The organism is Paraburkholderia sp. Cy-641 (assembly GCF_011752945.1).
In the GTDB taxonomy this organism is placed as follows: Bacteria; Pseudomonadota; Gammaproteobacteria; order Burkholderiales; family Burkholderiaceae; genus Paraburkholderia.
On the sequence record NZ_VWWM01000022.1, the window covers coordinates 14758 to 34388 of the forward strand.

Here is a 19631-nt window from a genome sequence, read left to right on the forward strand (position 1 = left end):
CGAAAGGGAGAATGAAGTTCGCGTAATCTTGCTGAACGCGCTTCAGCATGCCGTCTCGACCGCGCCGTTCGCCGCTGTCTTGCAGACTCGCCCTTCAACCCGCCCTACCGGATACCCCGCGATGACCCGACTCCGAATGACCGCCTGCGGCCACACCTTTATCGCCGAAACCCATCCCGATGCGCCGCAGACGGTGGCCGCGTTCCTGAAGCTGCTGCCGTATCGGCAGAAGCTCATTCACGTGCGCTGGAGCGGCGAGGGTTGCTGGGTGCCGCTCGGCGATTTCAGGCTCGAGAACGACGGCGTCGCGGTCGGCTTCGAGAATCACACGAGCCATCCGTCGGTCGGCGACATCCTGTTCTATCCGGGCGGCTATAGCGAAACCGAGATCATCCTCGCCTATGGTTCGTGCTGCTTCGCAAGCAAGCTGGGACAGCTTGCCGGCAATCACTTCCTGACGATCGTCGAGGGCAAGGAGAAGCTGCGCGAACTCGGCGTCAAGGTGCTGTGGGAAGGCGCGCAGGACGTGGTGTTCGAGAAGATCTGAGGGCTGACGGGCACGGCGCGATGGCGGCCTGCCGACGCTCGCCGGCAACTCATCGCCGCTCGCCGGGCCAATGAAAAGAGGCCGCATCGCGGCCTCATGACAAAGCACGACTCAAGGCACTGCGCGCACCCCACCGCATGAACGGACGGGGTGCGCGCGACTTCACCTGAACAGCTTCATCGCCTGCGACAGCGTATTGATCACGCCCCACGCGAGCGGAATCATCACGTAGAGCCAGAACACGGCGAGCATCGCCTTGTTGGTCGGATGAGCGGTTTGAACGTTCGACATACGGGTCTCCTTACGCGCCCTTGGCGACTTGTGCATCGGTCATGTGGTGCTTCGCATCCACGCGCTTGACCAGCAGGTTGCAGATAAAGCCGATCACGAGCAGCACGGCCATGATGTGCACGGTCATCGTGTAGGCGTCCGCTTTCGCGACGCCGTTCGCGACTTCATAGGCGCGAATGTAGTTGACGAGCACCGGACCCGCGACGCCGGCCGCGGCCCACGCCGTCAGCAAACGCCCATGAATGCCGCCGACGAACGCCGTGCCGAACATGTCGGCGAGATAGGCCGGCACTGTCGAAAAGCCGCCGCCGTACATCGACAGAATGATGCAGTACGTGAGCACGAACAGCGCGATCTGCCCGTTCGCGGCAAAGCTCGGCACGAGGTAATAGAGCACCGCGCCAAGCACGAAGAAAATCGCATAGGTGTTCTTGCGGCCGATCCAGTCCGACGCCGACGCCCACACGAAACGCCCGCCCATGTTGAACAGCGACAGCAGGCCGACGAAGCCGGCCGCGGCGGCCGCCGTCACCGAGTTCTTGAAGCTCTCCTGGATCATCACCGAGGCCTGGCCGAGAATGCCGATGCCGGCCGTCACGTTGAGGAACAGCACGAGCCAGATCAGATAGAACTGCGGTGTCTTCAATGCCTGGTCGATATGCACGTGATTGCGCGAGATCAGGCGGTTCTGCGTCGTTTCAGGCGGCGTCCAGCCGGCCGGTTTCCAGTCTGCCGGCGGCACGCGGATGGCGAGTGCGCCGATCGACATCGAGATGAAATAGACGATGCCGAGCACGATGAACGTCTCGGCCACGCCGACGCTCGTCGCGCTGTGGAAGTGGTTCATCAGCGCGACCGAGAGCGGCGCGGCGATCATCGCGCCGCCGCCGAAGCCCATGATCGCCATGCCGGTCGCCATGCCGCGGCGGTCCGGAAACCAGCGGATCAGCGTCGACACCGGCGACACGTAGCCGAGGCCGAGCCCGATGCCGCCGATCACGCCATAGCCGAGATAGAGCAGCACGATCTGATGCAGATACACGCCGAGCGCGGAGACGAGAAAGCCGCCGCCGAAGCAGCAGGCGGCCGTGAACATCGTGCGGCGCGGACCGACGTGTTCGAGCCATTTGCCGGCGAATGCCGCCGACAAACCGAGGAACACGATCGCGAGCGAAAAGATCCAGCCGAGCGCGGTCAGCGACCAGTCATCGGGGGCGGACTGCGTGATGCCGATCACTTTCGTGAGCGGGCCGTTGAACACCGAGAACGCATACGCCTGGCCGATGCACAGATGCACGGCGAGCGCGGCGGGCGGCACCATCCAGCGTGAAAAACCGGGTTGGGCGACGGTGGCCTGTTTGGAAAAGAATGGGGCGGAATTTTGCTGGCCGTCAGGCTCGCTGATGCTGCTCATAGTCAGTCTCCTATGGACTGGGGGCGGGGCTGGCGCGCGGGGTCGAGGCTTGCGCGATGACCCGCTCCCATCAACGTAGTTGTGTGTGAGATTCTTCTGTTATCGGCGCTTCATACATTTTCTTCAAGCGGCGGAGTATAGCGTGCACAGGTCATCGCGCCGTTCCTATATGTATTTTTATTTCATATAGCCTGGGCCCGCCGCTCCGGGATTCCCGCCTTGCACGACAATAGGACGTGTGTCGCGGCTTCGCAATATGAGATGCGATGGCATAAGGTGTCATCCTGGTGAAAAGCGGCTGTCAGGTACGCTTTTGCGCAAATCGTGGGAAAACCGGTGCGGTTTGACGTGGATGGGCGTGCAATGAGGGATGTTTGCCGTGGCGGTTTTACCGGGCCGAGGCGGGCGGGACATGCAAAAAATGCGTACGCAAAAACGAATGGGCCGGTGTGGTATGTGTGCCGAGCCGGCCCGTTGTGAGGGCGGATTTGCGTTTGTCAGCCGAGCTTGTGTCCGGTCTTCCAACGCGTCGCGACGAGTACCGGGATCAGCCAGCTGGTTGCCAGATACACCGCGACCGGATTCCATAGGCCGCCCGCGAGGCTGACTCGCCGATCAATACCTATCGCCCTACGGATGGGTGTTTTCAACCCGGTTTGCTAATCAAAAGTACAACGAATCGAATGGCTGAGCGTTTCTCAGTCCATGATTCGAGCATGCGAGGGTCGGCGAACGCCGATGGTCAAATTTCTCGGGTGATACATGAGTGATTCGTTATGGATAGTGGTCCTGACTTCAACCTCGCACTTCAACCTCTCACCCACGCCGAACCAGCAGAAAACTCACCCCGATCGCCGCCAGAAATCCACCGCAGCAGCGATTGAACCAGCGGCGGACTTTTGCGCGCCCGAGCCATTTGCCGAGATACATGCCGGCCCACGAGTACAGCGCGATCGCGACCCATTCGAGCACGAGAAAACTTGCGCCGAGCACGGCAAACTGCGGGAGTATCGGCTGCGAGACGTCGACGAATTGCGGCAGAAACGCGGTGAAAACCAGAATCGCTTTCGGGTTGCCGGCGGCCACGAGAAATTCCTGGCGCGCGAGGCGAATGAGCGCCGCGTCCTGAGGTTGCGACGTATCGATAGCGGGTGCGTCGCTGCGCCACAATTGAATGGCAAGCCAGATCAGATAGGCCGCGCCTGCCAGTTTGATCGCGAGAAAGATCCATTCGGAGGCGTGCAGCACGACCGCGAGACCGGTGGCGGCCAGCACCAGCATCATCGCGAAAGCGAGCAGGCGACCGGTGCCGCTGGCGAACGCTTTCACGAAACCATGGCGCGCGGCCACGTTGATGGATAGCAGGTTATTGGGTCCGGGCGCGAGGTTGATGGCGAAACAGGCGGGCAGGAAGAACAGCCAGGCGGTGAGGGACATGACGGCTCGCACTCCGAACGTGAGGTGACGGTGCAGCGCGCGGCGGCGGATCGCGCGGCGCTCGCAGAGGCATGGTAGCGACGCCGCCGCGCACTTTCGCGGGCCGTTCGCTCAGTTCACCGCCTTGATAAAGCCCGGATCGCCGATCAAGGTATCGATGCTCAGTTGCACCGTGTCTTCGATCGCGATCGTATTGCTCGTGAACTTCGGCGCCTTTCGCTTGACGGTGCAGGCGGTCGTGAACATGACCCTTTGCGTGGCCGTATCGATGACCACGTAGCGTATCTTCAGCGTCCACAATGCCGGCGAACGCGTGTCGTCCACCGTAAACGTTTCAATGCTGCCGCTGAGTACGCGGCGCCTGTCGTCGATGCGAAAACCGGCGCTACGCAGACTGTAGGCGATGCGCTTGCGCACGACTTCGTTGATATCGTCTTTGAGCACGATGCCGGTCATCGCCGTATTTTCGATGCGGTTCGGCGAAATATGGTCGGCGCGGGCGGGCAGGTAGGCGAAGTCGTCGGCGGGCGCCACGCTGAGCGACCCTGTGCCATGGGCTTTGGCGTGCGTGGCACTGCTGTTGAGACCGAACCACGACCACGAGCAGGCGGACAGCATCAGCGGCAGCATCATGACGCCGCAACCCCTGAGCACGACGGCTCCTAGCGGCGAATGCGCGCGAGCCATGCGGGAGACGGATGCGAGCGAAGCGAGGGAAGTTGCCCGTTTAAATGAAGTCATCGCGCTGGAGAACAATCAGCAGGGTAGCAATGGGCCGGACTGCCGGCCCGCGTACCGGTCCCGTGGCTGATTCGCCTGGCGGGCCGGCCGTATCGAGCCGACCGCATCGAGTCGACAAACGCGCCCATCATACCTGGCCGTGTTTGCAATGGATACCGGGGAATATGCGCGGATGGCGCTTGCGCGCGGCGTGAGCGAACATCGCCAGTCGTGATGCCTGCTGGCAGCGTGAAACCGCTTGCCGCGCTTCCTCGCCTTTTCAACGGTGGAAGCGCTGAACCGGCAGCGCTGTTAGAAGAAACCCGCCTTGCCCTGCGTCATATCGATCAGCGTTCGCTTCGCCTCGTCGAGCGCATTGGCGGGCACGCGCATCGTCATTTTCACGAGCATGCCGTATGCGCTTTCCACGAGCGCGTAGCCCTCGGCGTCCATCCATCTGCGTACCTTCGCTTCATCGGCATAAGTCACTTCGACGCTCAACGACACCTGAGCAATCCGCTCGACGCGCGGCGCGTCGAGCAGGGCCGATGCGATTGCGTCGGTGTACGCGCGAACGAGGCCGCCCGCGCCGAGTTTCACGCCGCCGTAATAGCGCACCACGGCGGCCAGCACGCCGTCGAGATCGTGATGCCGCAACACTTCGAGAATCGGCCGGCCCGCGGTGCCGGACGGCTCGCCGTCGTCGGACATGCCCGATTGGCCGCCCGCCAGCAGCGCCCAGCAGACATGCGTCGCGGCCGGATGCTGTTCGCGCAGACGCTGCAATTCGGCCATCGCGGCGTCGCGATCGGCGACCGGTATCGCGTGGGCGATGAAGCGGCTCTTGCGAATCTCGAGTTCCGCGCTCAGCGGCGCGGGCAGGGTATAGGTGGGCAAGGCAAAGACTTCGGTGGATGAAAAGAGGCGGCCGCGCGCGGGGCCGTGCCCGCCATGGTAACGGATCGCCCATGCATCGGGCGCGTGGGGAGCGCGAGGCAGGCGAGGCAGGCGAGGCAGGCGAGGCAGGCGAGGCAGGCGAGGCAGGCGGGGCAAGTGAGGCAGGTGAGGCAGGCGATGCAGGCGAGGCACGTGGGCAGGCACGTGGGCAGGCACGATGCGCGGGCGAGCGCTTCGTCTACAATGGCCCGTTAAACGCGCATCCATTGACCCGCTTCAGCGCGCGCAAGGAGACCACATGCTTGATCTATCCACGTTGGGGACTTTCGTTGCCGTCGTGCTCGGGCTCTTTCTGATTCCCGGCCCGGCCGTGCTGCTGGTTTTGACGCGCACCCTGCACGGCGGACGCAAGGCCGGCATTCTCACCGGCCTCGGTATCGCAACGGGCGATTTCGTGCATACGCTCGGCGCGGCAGTGGGTCTTTCCGCGCTGCTGATGACATCCGCTCTCGCGTTCAACGCGGTGAAATTCGTCGGCGCCGCGTATCTCGTCTATCTGGGCATTCGCGCATTGCGCGAGAAGCAGGCGAGTCCGCATAGGCCGGCCGTCGTACCGGTATCGGGCTCGAAAGCGTTTTTTCAGGCGATTCCCGCCGAGGTGCTGAATCCGAAAACGGCGCTGTTTTTCCTCGCCTTCCTGCCGCAATTCGTACGGCCCGAACACGGCTCGACGTTTCTGCAGTTCGTGACGCTCGGGCTGATTTTCGTCGGCATGAGCGCGCTCTATACGACGTCGATCGTGCTGACCATGCGGCCGCTCGGCAAGCTCGTCAAGCGCCTGACCTGGCTGACCCGCTGGCAGAACAAGCTGATCGGCGTGCTGTTCATTTCGCTCGGGCTGCGCGTGGCCGTGCAGACGCGCTGAGGCGAGCCGGTCGTTTTTCTTCGGTCGCTTCCTGGACGCGTCCTGGACGTTTCGCGGTCGCTGCGAGGCTGCTTCGAGGGCGTTTCGCGATCGAGACTGGGCCACGTTTCACGCTAGACATTGCGGCGCTGTCTGCGCAAACGGCCCTCGCGCGCGTACTCCATCTGGTTTTGCGTGCTAAGCGCGCGCCGTTCCTGCTCGGTGCGGCTTTTTTGCCGCGTATCGTCGATGTCGCCGACGCGCAGCACTTCCTGCGCGATCCGGATGCGCAGCGCCATCAGCGGCTGGCCGTGCTCGACGAGCGAGCGGTCGGCGGCTCGTGCCTGCTGAACGCCGTTGTCGATCAGGCTGCGCAGTTCCAGCAGCGCGAGCCTGTGCCGCTGAATCTCGAGGATAAGCCGTTGAACGGCCTGCTCGTCACGTGTGCGCCACCAGCTGCGCAGTTCGACGAGCGTGGGTGGCTCGAAGGGAGGAAGACGCATTGTTCAGACGTAAAATACTGTATATACGTACAGTATAATCTGTCCCGCGGATGGGGATGCGCCGTAAAGATAGGGATTGTTGAAGCCGCGTAAGCGGACTGCCGTGAGCTCAGTGAGCTTAGGACAACGCGAGCAGAATCAGCGACGAAACGACGATGATGAACAGACAGGTTGCGGTGAGCATGTCGTACGGATAATTCATGGCGTGGCCGTCTCGTGTGAAGCGCAAAAAGCCATCATAGGCAGAAGCGCTGCATGCAACTGTTAAGCTTTGCAAGGCAGCGATGCCGCGATACGCGCGAGTTGCATCGCTCATGATTCGGGAGACAGTCATGAATGAGGTTGCGTCTTCACCGGTTGCCGCGTCGGCGTCGTCTGTCACGGCGCCGCGCGCCATCGAGTTCTGGTTCGACTTCGGCAGCAACTACAGCTATCTGAGCATGATGCGCATCGAGGCGCTGGCGGCCGCGCGCGGCGTGCGGGTTCTATGGCGCCCGTTCCTGCTCGGCCCCGTGTTTCGCAGGCTCGGCTACGACAACTCGCCGTTCGTGCTGCAGAAGGAAAAAGGCGCGTACGTGTGGAAGGACATGGAGCGGCAATGCCGCAAATACGGCATCGCGCTCACGCGTCCGGGCACGTTTCCGCGCGCCGCGCTACTGGCCATGCGCGTGGCGCTGCTCGGTGCGAACGAGCCGTGGATCGCCGCGTACTGCCGCAAGATCATGCAGCTGAATTTCGCCGACGACCGCGACATCGGTTCGCCCGACGTCGTGAGCGAAGCCCTCGATGTGCTCGGCTTGCCGGCGCAGCAACTGATCGCCGATGCGCAAAGCGACGCCAACAAGCTGCGCCTGCGCGAGCAGACCGATGAGGCGATCGCGAGAGGCATTTTCGGTGCGCCGATGTTTTTTGTCGGCGCGGAAATGTTCTGGGGTAACGACCGGCTGGACGATGCGTTGGACTACTGCGTGTCGATGCCGGCGAGTGGTGAGCGGAACTGACGGGGTGAATGCGCGAGTTGATGTGCGAGTCAAGGCCGGGATCAAGGCTGGAATCAAGGCCGCAGCCAACGCGGTAACGCGCTGCGTGTCGTGAAGGCGGAGATCAATCGCCGTGCTGGCAGAAGCGCCGGCCCGGCACGTGGGATACCACGGCCTGTGCGATTTCGAGCGGAGTACTTTCGGCGGGAACGACGCGGCGGCTGGCTTCGGGCGTGTGCTTCATCGTCCATTCGACGAGCCGGTAGGAGCGGCCCCACGGCGGTTGCAGCGGATCGGAGACCTTGCAGGAGTGGATCTGGCGAGTCCATTCGTGATCGGGCATGGCGCGCAGGTGTTCGAAAACCATCTCTTCAACCATGAGTGCCTCCTTTTTCTTCGCGGCCATCGGCTCGTTCGCCTCGCGTCTTTGATACCCGTTGAGAGAAAAAGCGCCGCCGATGTTCTGGCGGCTCAACAGGGGATGGTTTGCGTGATAGTTGCAGGGAAGAATTAAGCGAGACTTAAAAGATGCGCCACTGCCGCGCAGATGTGCGGTCTCGCGAAGGTGAGCACGACCCTTGCCGCGTTGACCTGTCCGCCGACGCTCAGAGCGATTGCGCCGCATCGGGCGGCACGCCGAGCAGTTGCAGCGCGCCGCCCGTCACGCCGCTGAACACCGGCCCCGCCACCGTGCCGCCATAGAACGCCTTGCCGGCCGGATCGTCGATCATCACGGCGACGATCAGGCGCGGGTCGCTCATCGGCGCCATGCCGACGAAGAGCGCGCGATAGCGGTTTTTCGCATAGCCCGCGCCGATCTGTTTGCGCGCGGTGCCGGTCTTGCCGCCGACGCGGTAGCCGTCCACCGTCGCCGCGCGGCCCGTGCCGCCCGCGCCGGTCGCCATTTCGAGCATATTGCGGATCGCGCGCGCGGTCGCCGGCGTCGTCACGGGCACGCCGCGTTCGGCGGCCAGCAGCGCATCGTCGGCGTTTGCGTTCATGGCCGCGTTCATGTTCACGCCGGCCGCGCTGTCCGCGCCATCGGGATCGCGCAACAGGCTCACGCGCTGCATCGTGCCGTCGCCCGCATAGGCGGTGTAGACCTGCGCGATCTGCAGCAGCGATACCGACAACCCGTAGCCGTACGCCATCGTCGCCTGTTCGATCGGACGCCAGCGCTTGTACGGACGCACCTTGCCGGCGGCCACGCCCGGAAAGGTCAGCTCGGGCTTCGCGCCGAGCCCGTATTGCCGGTACTTGGTCCAGATGGTTTCGGCCGGCAGGTTCAGCGCGAGCTTCGCGAGCGCGATGTTGCTCGACTTCTGCACCGCCTCGGCGACCGTCATCGCGCCGTGATTCGACGTGTCGTGGATCACGGCCGGGCCGATCCGGTACCAGCCAGGCGCCGTGTCGATGACGCTGTGCGGCCGCACCTTGCCCTCGTCGATCGACAGCGCGACGACGAGCGGCTTGATCGTCGAGCCGGGCTCGAACGTATCGATCACCGCGCGATTGCGCAGTTGCCGGCCGGAGAGGCGCGCGCGGTTGTTCGGATCGAAGCTCGGATAGTTGGCGAGCGCGAGAATCTCGCCGTTACGCGCATCGAGCACGACCACGCTGCCCGCTTCGGCCTTGTGCTGCGCGATCGCGGCCTTCAGTTGCGCGTACGCGAGTTGCTGGATGCGCCGGTCGATCGTCAGGCGGATCGTGTCGCCGTTGCGCGCGGGCACGAGCGGCCGGGTCTCCGACACGACGCGGCCGAGCCGGTCGCGGATCACCTCGCGCTGGCCCGGCACGCCGAGTAGCCGTTCGTTGGCGGCGAGCTCGACACCCTCCTGGCCGTTGTCCTCGATGTCGGTAAAGCCGACCACGTGCGCGGCCGATTCGCCTTCGGGATAGAAGCGTTTCGAATCGGCGATCTGCGTGATGCCGGCGAGCCCGAGCCGCGACAGATGCGCGGCGGTGTCGGCATCGACCTGGCGCTTGAGCAGCACGAAGCTGTGCTCGCCGCCGACGCGTCTGCGCAACTCCGCGAGCGGCAGGTCGAGCAGCTTCGCGAGCGGCGCGAGCGCGCCCTCTTCGAGCAGCTTCGGCGAGGCCCAGATTTCGTAGGTTGCGAGGCTGACCGCGAGCATCGAGCCGTGGCGATCGACGATCCGTCCGCGCGTCGCATCGAGTTCGAGCACGCGCTGATAGCGCTTTTGCCCCTCGCCGGCGTAGAAGTCCTGGTTCACGATCTGCACCCAGAACGCGCGGCCCGCGAGCGCCGCGAACGCGCCGAACACGAGCAGCACGACGAATGTCGAGCGCCACGCGGGCAGGCGCGCGGCGAGCAGCGGGTTCTTCGCGACGGGCGCGTAGGGATCGTGCGATGGCGGTTTCTTCTTGTGGATCATGGGCGCGAATAACGGGACTCTCGATTGAACGAGGCCGCCGGTACGCCAGGACGCAATGGCGGTGTGGCCGGCGGCGCGAGGCGACGGTCATTGCCGGTTGCGCGATTGCAAGGCGCTGCGGGCGCATGGGGAGGACCGTCGCTGCTGCATGATTGTAAAGAAAACGTAATTTAATGGCGAGGCTTATGAAAGGATGGCTGAGCGAGCGGTCGAGGCGCAAAGAGGTGGGGGCAGTTCCGGCCAGATAAAAAAACGCGCGGACTTGCAAAATCGGCGCGGCTGGCTCGTTCGATTGATGCGTCAACTCCGACGCGGCGTGTTGAAGAGGCGCTCCCGGCCTGTGGAGCGCCTTCTTTTTGCCTGCTCGCCGGCTTGTCGCTCGCATTTAGGAGTCGTCCGATTGCACGCTATCGGCCCGTGCGTCTACGGTGAACGCTTTCACCAACGGGAAGGAGCGCTTGAGAAATGACCAGCACGCGGACGCCTATACGCTGCAACGCCATGAATGAAAGCAATCGCCATCTCCGCATCTATCCTTCTCACTGCTCCCGCCTTTGCCATGGTGGGCTCACCTGCGCAGTGCGTTAGCTGGCCCAGGAGCATCGCCGAAGTGAAGCTGCGGAATGCAGGCATCATCGATCCCACAAAGCTCGACGCGTCGAAAACGCAAGCGGTGCGCATCGCATCGCAGAAAGTCGGCCAGGACCTTTATCGCGATGTGTACGACATGACGTTCCATGACAAGTCGGGGCGCGTGATCGAGGTCATCACGTCAAGCGAAGCATCGTCTGCCGAATGTTCCATGGGTAGCGTGGATGTCTACGTTGTCTCGCGGAAGTTAGCCGACAACTAGCCCGCTCGTGCACCGATGGCATAGGGTGGCCCGCTGCACGAGCAGCATCACGCCCGGCGCGAGCGCGCCGGGCGTCACTGTGATCGGGAGCCGGTGCAGCGGGGCTTGGACCACGAGCGTCTATTGGATTGCTGTTTATGCACCGCTCGCTGTGTTGACGGCGCAATTCGGTTTGATTACCAGCAGGAAAATCTGCCGTTTTGCGTGCCAATTCGCTGGCTTGTGTGTCTGTTTATAAACGGTTTAGCCGATGATTGTGGTGGCGATTCTGGTGCTGTTATTGGTGTGTTATTTGATATGTATTTAAAAATAATATTTGCGAATTTTAATTAAATAGCAATTCTCCGTGAAAAATAACGATTCAAAGCATGAGTAAATATAGGCGCCAGAAAACCACCGTGTAAGCCAGATACCCATCTGAGCCATACCCAGAAAGGATCATGGAAAAACACACAGTAAGCCATCGCATCAAGACTCCACAAAACGCCAAACAAACACAGAACTCCTTTATTCGACCGCAGGCGCAAAAAACAGCACATTTCTCCACTTAATCGCAACACCGGAAATGCGTGTGTATTCCAGAAAACCCGCCATAAAGAATTCCGTTATAGTCGCGCTTTTCCCGTCGCCAGCCGGGCATAGAAAAACACCAATAAGCCCGCCATCAGGAGTATTGAAAATGAACGCCCGCGAACCCGTTTTTGTTTCCCAATCCCGCAGTGCGCGTCTGCGCCAGATGCTGCTCAGCAACGAGCTCGAATTCATGATGGAGGCCCATAACGGCCTGTCCGCGCGCATCGTTCGCGAAGCCGGCTTCAAGGCGATCTGGGGCTCGGGCCTCGCGATCTCCGCGCAATTCGGCGTGCGCGACAACAACGAGGCGAGCTGGACTCAGGTGGTCGACACGCTCGAATTCATGGCCGACGCGAGCGATCTGCCGATCCTGCTCGACGGCGACACCGGCTACGGCAACTTCAACAACGTGCGCCGCCTCGTGCGCAAGCTCGAACAGCGCGGCATCGCCGGCGTGTGTATCGAAGACAAGCAGTTTCCGAAGACCAACAGCTTTATCAACGGCGAGGCGCAGCCGCTTGCCGAGATCGACGAATTCTGCGGCAAGATCAAAGCCGGCAAGGACTCGCAGAACGACGAGCATTTCTCGATCGTCGCGCGCGTCGAGGCGCTGATCGCGGGCTGGGGCATGGACGAAGCGCTGCGCCGCGCCGAAGCCTACCGCCAGGCCGGCGCCGATGCGATCCTGATTCACAGCAAGCTGTCGCGCCCCGACGAGATTCTCGAATTCGCGCGCGAATGGGCCGGCCGCGCGCCGCTCGTGATCGTGCCGACCAAGTACTACAGCACGCCGACCGACGTGTTCCGCGAGGCGGGCATCAGCGCCGTGATCTGGGCGAACCATCTGATCCGCGCGTCCACCTCGGCGATGCAGGCGGTCGCGAAGGACATCCATGCGAGCGAAACGCTCGTCAACGTCGAGGACAGCATCGCCGCCGTCAACGAAATCTTCCGTCTGCAGGATGCCGACGAATACTCGGAAGCCGAAGACCGCTATCTGTCGAGCGGCCGTGCGGCCGGCTCCGCCGTCGTGCTTGCCGCGGGCCGCGGCAAGGGGCTCGAAGCCGTCACGGAGGATCGTCCGAAAGTCATGCTGCCGATCGCGGGCAAGCCGCTGCTGCGCTGGCTCGTCGATGCGTTCAAGAAGCAGGGTGTCAACGACATCACGGTGGTCGGCGGCTATCGCGCCGACGCGATCGAAACGGCCGGCATCAAGCTCGTCGTCAACGAACAACATGCGCAGACTGGCGAACTCGCGTCGCTCGCGTGCGCGCTCGACACGCTGAGCGGCGATACCGTGATCTCGTACGGCGATCTGCTGTTCCGCAGCTATATCCTGCGCGATCTGGTGGAGAGCGAGGCGGCCTTCAGCGTGGTCGTCGATTCGTCGCTGACCGACGCGGAAAACGCGAGCGTGCGCGATTTCGCGTGGTGCTCGGCGGTCGACGACCGCGGCCTGTTCGGCACGAAGGTCGTGCTGCGGCATGTCGCGAGCGGGCAGGCTCAGGCTGAGTCGGCGGCGGCGAGCGCCGCACAGGCGCCGCATGGCCGCTGGGTCGGTCTGCTGAACGTGCGCGGCGCGGGGCGCGAGCGCTTGCAGGCCGTGATGGCGCAGTTGCAGGCACGGGCGGATTTCGCCTCGCTCGACATGCCAGCGCTGCTCAATGCGCTGATCGAAGCCGGCGAATCGATCGAGGTGCAGTACGTGCATGGTCACTGGCGCGGTGTCAACGATCTCGACGACTTTCGCCGCGCGGGCGATTTCGCCCACGCGCAGGCGCCGTTCGCGACGGCGGCGGGCGCGGTAGCGAAGCATGAAGCACAGCAGGAAGCACACGGAGACGCGCGATGATCGAAGCCGCACAGTTCGTCGAGGCGGCGCGCGAGCGCGGTTTCGACTGGTACGCGGGCGTGCCGTGCTCATATCTGACGCCGTTCATCAACTACGTGTTGCAGGACGACTCGCTGCACTACGTATCGGCGGCCAACGAGGGCGACGCGGTCGCGCTGATCGCGGGCGTCACGCTCGGCGCGCGCAACGGCCGGCGCGGCATCACGATGATGCAGAATTCGGGGCTCGGCAACGCGGTGAGCCCGCTGACCTCGTTGACATGGACCTTCCGTTTGCCGCAACTGCTGATCGTCACGTGGCGCGGCCAGCCCGGCGTCGCCGACGAGCCGCAGCACGCGCTGATGGGCCCGATCACGCCGGCGATGCTCGACACGATGGAAATCCCATGGGAGACCTTCCCGACCGAGGCGGATGCGATTGGCCCGGCACTCGAGCGAGCGGTCGCGCACATGGACGCGACCGGCCGCCCGTATGCGCTCGTGATGCAAAAGGGCAGCGTCGCGCCGTACGAACTGAAGGACGGCGGCGCGCCCGCGCGCAAGACGCCGGTGGCGCCGCGCGCTGAGTTCCGCGGCGTCGCCGCCAACGAACTTGCGACGCGTCACGATGCGCTGCAAAAGGTCATCGCGCATACGCCGCTCGACTCGACCGTGGTGCTTGCCTCGACCGGCTTTTGCGGCCGCGAACTCTATGCCATCGACGATCGCGAGAACCAGCTCTACATGGTCGGCTCGATGGGCTGCGTGACGCCGTTCGCGCTCGGTCTTGCGCTCGCGCGGCCGGACCTGCGCGTGGTCGCGCTCGACGGCGACGGCGCCGCGCTGATGCGCATGGGCGTGTTCGCGACGCTCGGCGCATACGGTCCGGCGAACCTCACGCACGTGCTGCTCGACAACGGCGCGCACGATTCGACCGGCGGCCAGGCGACGGTGTCGGCGCAGGTGTCGTTCGCGGGCGTGGCGGCCGCGTGCGGCTATGCGTCGGCGGTCGAAAGCGACGATCCGGCCGTGCTCGACGCGCTGTTCGCCGCGCCGCTGCTCGACGGTCCGCGCTTCGCATGCCTGACGATTCGCCGCGGCACGCCCGACGGCCTGCCGCGCCCGACCATCACGCCGCCCGATGTGAAGATGCGCCTGATGCGCCACATCGGCGCCGCCTGAACCCATCGCAATTGAAGGAACCCCCATGCTGCTGCTCAACCCCGGCCCGGTGACGCTCACCGAGCGTGTCCGCAACAGCCTGTTGCAGACGGACCTGTGCCATCGCGAAAGCGAGTTTTTCGATTTGCAGGAAGAGGCGCGCACGCGTCTTGTCGACGTGTACGGGCTCGACCCGAACGAATGGCAGGCCGTGCTGATGACGGGCTCCGGCACGGCCGCCGTCGAAAGCATGACGGCCGCGCTCGTGCCGCAGGGCGGCAAGCTGCTTGTCGTCGAAAACGGCGTGTACGGCGAGCGCATCGCGCAGATCGCGACGCAATACGGCATCGCGCACGAAGCGCTGAAGCACGACTGGATGGACGCGCCCGATCTCGCGAAGATCGCCGGTCGGCTCGACGCCGACAAGTCGTTCACGCACGTCGCGGTGATCCACCACGAGACGACCACGGGGCGTCTGAACGACATCGCCGCGCTCGGCGCCCTGTGCCGCGCGCGCGGCCTGCGTCTGCTGGTGGACGGCGTGAGCAGCTTCGGCGCCGAGGCGATCGATTTCGCCGACGCGAGTCTCGATGCGGTCGCCGCCACCGCGAACAAATGTCTGCACGGCGTGCCGGGCGCGTCGTTCGTGCTGGTGCGGCGCGCGGCGCTCGCGCGGGCGGCGAGCCGCACGTACTACCTCGATCTCGGCCGTCTCGCGCGCTTGCAGGATCAGCGCAATACGCCGTTCACGCCCTCGGTTCACGCGTACTACGCGCTCGTCGAAGCGCTGCGCGAACTCGCCGACGAAGGCGGCTGGCGCGCGCGCCATGCGCGCTATGCGGGGCTCGCCGGGCAGGCGCGCGCGGGGCTCGCCGAGCGCGGCATCGGTAGCGTGTTGCCGCTGGATCAGTCGTCGGTGGTGCTGCGCGCGTACCGCTTGCCGGACGGCATCGCGTATCCGCAACTGCACGACGCGCTGAAGGCGCACGGCTTCGTCATCTACGCGGGGCAGGGTGGTCTGTCGGCGGAGCTGTTCCGCATTTCGACGATGGGCAACATCCATGCGGCCGATATCGACCGCCTGCTGCAAGGCTTTACCGACCTGATGCGCTGAGCGGCCCGCGCTGCGTGCGATGCCGGGGCGCCGTGAGCGGTATCGCTCATACGGGGTCTTTGTCCGGCGGTCCGTCGGGCCGCTGCGGTTCCTCGACATGATGGCCGGGCGCGGGCGGCACGAGCGGATCGGCCTCGGGGTCGCGGTTCGGATCGGCGTTCGGGTCGGGAATCGGGCTCGTGTGCAGGTCGTCGCTCATGGCGTCACCTTTGCGGTTGGAATGCGCGAAATCGGGCGGAGAGGGGTTGCCGCGGGCCAGTAAGGGCCAGTGCGGGCCAACACGGTCCATGCATGCGGGCCGCTGCCGAAATGCGCTGCCCGTCTCCGTCGTTTTGTATTCAAGCGTAGGCGCTGGCCACGCTTCCTGTCGGCTACTTTTCCCTATTTTTTCGCGCGGCGGCCGACGCTCAGTTGCCAGTAGCGCTCGGTTGCGAATACGTCGTCGTAATGGCCGGCGCCGAACGCGCGCAACTGGCTCGCGTAGGCGTTGACGGCTTCGCGCTTGAGCTGCGCGCGGCGTTGCATGTCGATCGTATGGTCCGCGCTCGGGTGCGCCGGCGTCGCGACGATGCCGCGCCGCGCGAGATCGGCGAGCCGCGCCTGCAGCGCGCCCGGCGTGAGCCGGTGAATCGCTTCCTCGTAGCCGAACCAGTGCAGATGCGTGAGCCGCGGCAGGATTTCGCAGCAGGCTTCGAACACGCGCGCGTGGTCGTCGTGCTGCAGGCCGAGCGGCATCAGCAGCGTGTTGGCGGTCGTGCGATAGATCGTTTCCTCGAGCGCGGCCGCCATCTGGCCGATCGACGGCGAATCGGCGTACTGGCCGTCGCGAAACGGCATACGCAGCGGAATCGCGTCGAGCACGTCGAGCGCGCGATTGTCTTCGCGCGTGCGTTCGCGGATCGCCTCGCGCGCGCTCGCGAAGCCCGCTTTTTTATCCCACTCGGTGCGCATGTCGTGCTCGGGCGACGCGGCGAACACCGTGCAGACGGCGGCGTCGGGATGCGCGGCGAGCAGCGCGCCGCAGCTGAAGACGGCGTCGTCGAAATGGGGCGAGACGATGAACAGGCGTGGGGTGGTTTCGCTCATGGCGTGCGGGGCGGGTCAAGGCGTGTTTGGGGGATGCAATTCGGGGTGCGATTCGGGGCGCAATTCGAGGTGCGATTCGGGACGCCATGCACGGCGCGATGCAAGGCGCGGCCAGGGTGTAGCGAAGCGTGTGATTGCGAGGCAGATGCGGATGCGCGCGAAAAACGCGGCGTCAACTCAGCTTAGGCGGAATCGTCGCGGATTGCGCTCGGTTTCCTGACGCGCAAGCGGTGTGCCCGAAGAGCGGATCGCCGCGTATGACGAAGCGACGATGTCGGGAGGTTCGGACTTGCTGTCGGGTGGTGGTGTGGCTGTGTGGTGACGTAGTGACGTGGTGGGGCGAAGCCGTTTGTCGCGGATGTTTGCCGTTGCTGTTTGTATGACTGATCGCGCGGCGTAGCGCCTAAGCAGTCTAAATTGCCTGAGTTGCCTGAGTTGCCTGAGCCGTCTGAGCCGCCAACACCGCCGCGCGCCTGAACGCCGCCACGAGGTTCGCGACGATATCCTCGCGCAGCCGCGCGTCGGCGGTTCTGAGCGCGTACGACGGATGCCACGTCGGCACGATCAGGCGTCCGCGATGCGCGATCGTGAGCCCGAGGTATTCGGACAGATTGACGTGCGCGCCGGTCAACGCTTTCAGCGCGGTCGGCCCGAGCGTGACGACGACGCGCGGGGCGACTTGCGTCAGCTCCTCGTCCAGCCAGTATCCGCAAGCCTCGACTTCGCTGCGTTCCGGCGCGCGATGGACGCGCTGCCCGCTCTCGCGCTGCGCGCCAGGCTGCCGTGGAATAGCGCGCGCCTCGGTCGCTATCTCCCACTTGTAATGCTTGACCGCATAGGTCAGATACAACGCCGCGCGCTCGACACCGGCGCGCGCAAGCACCGTATCGAGCAACTGCCCGGCCGCGCCGCCGAACGGTTCGCCGTGCTGGTTCTCGTATTCGCCGGGCTGCTCGCCGAGCGCCATGATCGCCGCGTGCGCGGGACCGATTCCGGCGACAGCCTGCTTCGCATTGCGCCACAGTCCGCAGCGCCGGCAGGTGGCGAGCGGGCCGTTCGGCTCGCGCAACGGCGGCGTGAGCGCGGAAATCTCGATGGGCGGTGGCTGCGCCACGTGAACGGCGGCACCCCGCGCGCCAAGACGCGTGCGCTCGCGTGCGAGATGCACGGGCAGCGGCGGACCGGCGGGCGGCGTGCGCCAGTAGCGCAGCGGCACCGGCGCAGGTTGCGCGTTGACGACGTTCGCGTACCAGGCAAGCCATAGTGCTTCGGCCGGTTCGCTCGTGACGGCTTCGCCGGTCATCGCGCTCGCCGGCAAAGCATGTTCGGCCTCGATATATTCTTCCGCGGCCGGCCGGCCGATGCGCAACAGCATGCCGTTCCAGAACGCCGCGCCTCGCGGGGTCGCGAGCATCCACGTGGAGTTGCCCATGTCCGCGGCGAACTCCGTGGCGGCGCGTTCGAGCAGGTCGTGATGCGGCTCGTACCAGCCGACGAATTCCGGTGGCCCCATCGACGGATCGCGCCGTCTGAACAGCGTGCCGAGCACGAGTTCGGCGGTGGCCCGCTCGATCGCCTCGACGCGTTGCGCGAGCAGCGCGCCGTCGGGGTCGTGCAGTTCGATGACGCCGCGTTCGCCCTGCGTCCAGCGCCACAGGATGCGGTAGAGCAGAGTCCAGCGATCGTCCGAGCGATGGCACGCGGCGGTTTTTAGCTGCACGAGCAGATCGCGGGGGATGGCGGGTGTGGGGCGAGCGAGGAGCGGCGTTTCGGCGCCGAGGGTGGTTTTATCCAGGAACGGTCGGGTTCGTGGCGTTGCGGTTTTTTCCGCTTCGCCCTCGCCCTCGGCTTCAATCCATTCGACCGATAGAGGCTCGATGCCTTCGCGCAGCGCTTCGCGCGCCGCACGGCGCCAGGCGGCAAAAGTCGGTTCGATCAGGATGCGTTTCACGACGGCAAAATACTGTATAAATATACAGTATGTGCGCAAAGGGGGATTGGGGCAAGCGGGGGTGACGGGTTGGGCGAGTCCGATGCTTTTGCCGGGAGATGCCGCGCGGTCGAGGCTCGGGATGACTGCGGCGAAATGGCTCTGAGAATGGCCGTGAGAACGAGGCAAGCGCATGCCGGGTTCGCCGCCGGCGGGTGACAAACCCGCAGAACGGCAAAGCCGCAAAAACCGCCCCTAAATCCCGCGCAAATCCTCCGGCGTATCGACGTCGCGCAGGATGCCCGGATCGTCGACATCCACGCGCGTCAAACGTTGGGTCATCAGCAGCGATCTGGCGCCCGCGTCGCCGTCGAGCGCGAGCAGCGCCTCGCAATGCTCGACGCCGAAGCCGACCGGATGGCCGCGCTGTCCGTCGTAAAACGGCGCGACGAGCGCGGCGCCGTCGTCGAGCGTGCGGGCCACCGTTTCGATCGTCGGAATCGAGATGCGCGGCATGTCCGCGAGCGCGACGATCCAGCCCTCGGCGTCGTCGCTCGCTGCGATGCCCGCCGCGAGGCTCGCGCCCATGCCGCGTTCGGCGCCGGCCGCGAACACGACGTCGCAGCCGGCATCGTTGAGCACGCGGGCGAGCGCATCCGAGCCGGGCCGCACCACCGCGATCACATGCGGCACGACGAGCAGCAGCCGATGCGCCGATTCATGAGCGACGGGCGTGCCGTCGGGCAGGCGTGCGAGCAGTTTGTTGCGCAGCCCGTCCGGATCGAAACGCGAGCCGAACCCGGCGGCGAGCAAGACACCTGTGGCGAGCGAGGCGTAGGCCATCGGCGAATCCCAATAGAAGGAACGAGACCGATTGTGCGATGCAAGGCCACGTCAGGCAAGCGCGAATGCCGGCATATGGCGTTGGCCGCGCCGCTTTTCGACACCGTAACGCAATCGCGCGCTGCCAATCGCCCACCGCCAGCACCGCACGG

Annotated in this window: 21 protein-coding genes; 7 read left to right on the top strand and 14 right to left on the bottom strand. The window is 64.8% G+C overall.

Features of this window, described 5'->3' with window-relative positions:
* Window positions 1-121: 121 nt before the first annotated feature.
* On the top strand, window positions 122-547 hold the full coding sequence (locus F3J20_RS14200; protein WP_167039623.1) for a DUF3830 family protein: 426 nt from the start codon (window positions 122-124) through the stop codon (window positions 545-547).
* 162 nt (window positions 548-709) lie between these two features.
* Here the strand turns inward: F3J20_RS14200 and F3J20_RS14205 are convergent, their stop codons facing one another.
* The 6 genes from F3J20_RS14205 to F3J20_RS14230 all read right to left on the bottom strand — a co-directional run bounded on the left by F3J20_RS14205 (window position 710) and on the right by F3J20_RS14230 (window position 5306).
* Complete coding sequence (locus F3J20_RS14205; RefSeq protein ID WP_167283660.1) at window positions 710-838, bottom strand: oxalate:formate antiporter; 129 nt, start codon at window positions 836-838, stop codon at window positions 710-712.
* 10 nt (window positions 839-848) lie between these two features.
* On the bottom strand, window positions 849-2252 hold the full coding sequence (locus F3J20_RS14210; RefSeq protein ID WP_167039627.1) for an OFA family MFS transporter: 1404 nt from the start codon (window positions 2250-2252) through the stop codon (window positions 849-851).
* A gap of 497 nt (window positions 2253-2749) precedes the next feature.
* Window positions 2750-2902 (bottom strand): hypothetical protein, encoded by a 153-nt coding sequence (locus tag F3J20_RS14215; RefSeq protein WP_167283661.1) that lies wholly within the window; start codon window positions 2900-2902, stop codon window positions 2750-2752.
* A gap of 166 nt (window positions 2903-3068) precedes the next feature.
* Complete coding sequence (locus tag F3J20_RS14220; RefSeq protein ID WP_167283662.1) at window positions 3069-3689, bottom strand: LysE family translocator; 621 nt, start codon at window positions 3687-3689, stop codon at window positions 3069-3071.
* 111 nt (window positions 3690-3800) lie between these two features.
* Window positions 3801-4376: a hypothetical protein gene (locus F3J20_RS14225; protein WP_167283663.1), complete on the bottom strand. Its 576-nt coding sequence runs from the start codon at window positions 4374-4376 to the stop codon at window positions 3801-3803.
* A gap of 345 nt (window positions 4377-4721) precedes the next feature.
* On the bottom strand, window positions 4722-5306 hold the full coding sequence (locus F3J20_RS14230; protein WP_167039633.1) for a YigZ family protein: 585 nt from the start codon (window positions 5304-5306) through the stop codon (window positions 4722-4724).
* Between the two features lie 298 nt (window positions 5307-5604).
* Between F3J20_RS14230 and F3J20_RS14235 the strand changes: the two genes are divergently transcribed.
* Window positions 5605-6231, top strand: coding sequence for a LysE family translocator (locus F3J20_RS14235; RefSeq protein ID WP_167039635.1), 627 nt, complete (start codon window positions 5605-5607; stop codon window positions 6229-6231).
* A 113-nt stretch (window positions 6232-6344) separates the two neighbouring features.
* Here F3J20_RS14235 and F3J20_RS14240 read toward each other — a convergent pair whose 3' ends face one another.
* Entirely contained in the window at window positions 6345-6713 is a 369-nt protein-coding gene (locus F3J20_RS14240; protein ID WP_167039637.1) for a hypothetical protein, read from the bottom strand.
* A 118-nt stretch (window positions 6714-6831) separates the two neighbouring features.
* Window positions 6832-7029, bottom strand: coding sequence for a hypothetical protein (locus F3J20_RS14245; protein ID WP_167039639.1), 198 nt, complete (start codon window positions 7027-7029; stop codon window positions 6832-6834).
* Between the two features lie 16 nt (window positions 7030-7045).
* Between F3J20_RS14245 and F3J20_RS14250 the strand changes: the two genes are divergently transcribed.
* A complete protein-coding gene (locus F3J20_RS14250; RefSeq protein WP_167039642.1) occupies window positions 7046-7714 on the top strand; it encodes a 2-hydroxychromene-2-carboxylate isomerase in 669 nt (222 codons plus the stop codon).
* Window positions 7715-7817: 103 nt separating this feature from the next.
* Here the strand turns inward: F3J20_RS14250 and F3J20_RS14255 are convergent, their stop codons facing one another.
* Together F3J20_RS14255 and F3J20_RS14260 are read right to left on the bottom strand one after the other, a co-directional pair.
* On the bottom strand, window positions 7818-8072 hold the full coding sequence (locus F3J20_RS14255) for a DUF2866 domain-containing protein (RefSeq protein WP_167039926.1): 255 nt from the start codon (window positions 8070-8072) through the stop codon (window positions 7818-7820).
* A 226-nt stretch (window positions 8073-8298) separates the two neighbouring features.
* Window positions 8299-10089, bottom strand: coding sequence for a penicillin-binding protein 2 (locus F3J20_RS14260; RefSeq protein WP_167283664.1), 1791 nt, complete (start codon window positions 10087-10089; stop codon window positions 8299-8301).
* A 505-nt stretch (window positions 10090-10594) separates the two neighbouring features.
* On the opposite strand from F3J20_RS14260, the gene F3J20_RS14265 reads away from it, so the two are divergent.
* The 4 genes from F3J20_RS14265 (at window position 10595) to F3J20_RS14280 (ending at window position 15620) form a co-directional block, all read left to right on the top strand.
* Window positions 10595-10942 (top strand): hypothetical protein, encoded by a 348-nt coding sequence (locus tag F3J20_RS14265; protein WP_167283665.1) that lies wholly within the window; start codon window positions 10595-10597, stop codon window positions 10940-10942.
* A 679-nt stretch (window positions 10943-11621) separates the two neighbouring features.
* Window positions 11622-13367, top strand: coding sequence for a phosphoenolpyruvate mutase (gene aepX / locus F3J20_RS14270; protein WP_167283666.1), 1746 nt, complete (start codon window positions 11622-11624; stop codon window positions 13365-13367).
* Window positions 13364-14527, top strand: coding sequence for a phosphonopyruvate decarboxylase (gene aepY, locus F3J20_RS14275; RefSeq protein ID WP_167283667.1), 1164 nt, complete (start codon window positions 13364-13366; stop codon window positions 14525-14527). The genes aepX and aepY overlap by 4 nt, the downstream gene beginning before the upstream one ends.
* A 25-nt stretch (window positions 14528-14552) precedes the next feature.
* Window positions 14553-15620, top strand: a complete 1068-nt coding sequence (locus F3J20_RS14280; RefSeq protein WP_167283668.1) for a 2-aminoethylphosphonate aminotransferase — start codon at window positions 14553-14555, stop codon at window positions 15618-15620.
* Between the two features lie 46 nt (window positions 15621-15666).
* Here the strand turns inward: F3J20_RS14280 and F3J20_RS14285 are convergent, their stop codons facing one another.
* The 4 genes from F3J20_RS14285 to F3J20_RS14300 all read right to left on the bottom strand — a co-directional run bounded on the left by F3J20_RS14285 (window position 15667) and on the right by F3J20_RS14300 (window position 19479).
* Window positions 15667-15819, bottom strand: coding sequence for a hypothetical protein (locus F3J20_RS14285; RefSeq protein WP_167039654.1), 153 nt, complete (start codon window positions 15817-15819; stop codon window positions 15667-15669).
* A 182-nt stretch (window positions 15820-16001) separates the two neighbouring features.
* Window positions 16002-16706 carry a PIG-L family deacetylase gene (locus F3J20_RS14290; protein WP_167039656.1) on the bottom strand — a complete coding sequence of 235 codons (705 nt, stop codon included), beginning with the start codon at window positions 16704-16706 and terminating at the stop codon, window positions 16002-16004.
* Window positions 16707-17118: 412 nt separating this feature from the next.
* Window positions 17119-18657: a DUF4130 domain-containing protein gene (locus tag F3J20_RS14295; protein WP_167283669.1), complete on the bottom strand. Its 1539-nt coding sequence runs from the start codon at window positions 18655-18657 to the stop codon at window positions 17119-17121.
* Window positions 18658-18891: 234 nt separating this feature from the next.
* Window positions 18892-19479 (bottom strand): nucleotidyltransferase family protein, encoded by a 588-nt coding sequence (locus tag F3J20_RS14300; RefSeq protein WP_167283670.1) that lies wholly within the window; start codon window positions 19477-19479, stop codon window positions 18892-18894.
* Window positions 19480-19631: the final 152 nt, after the last annotated feature.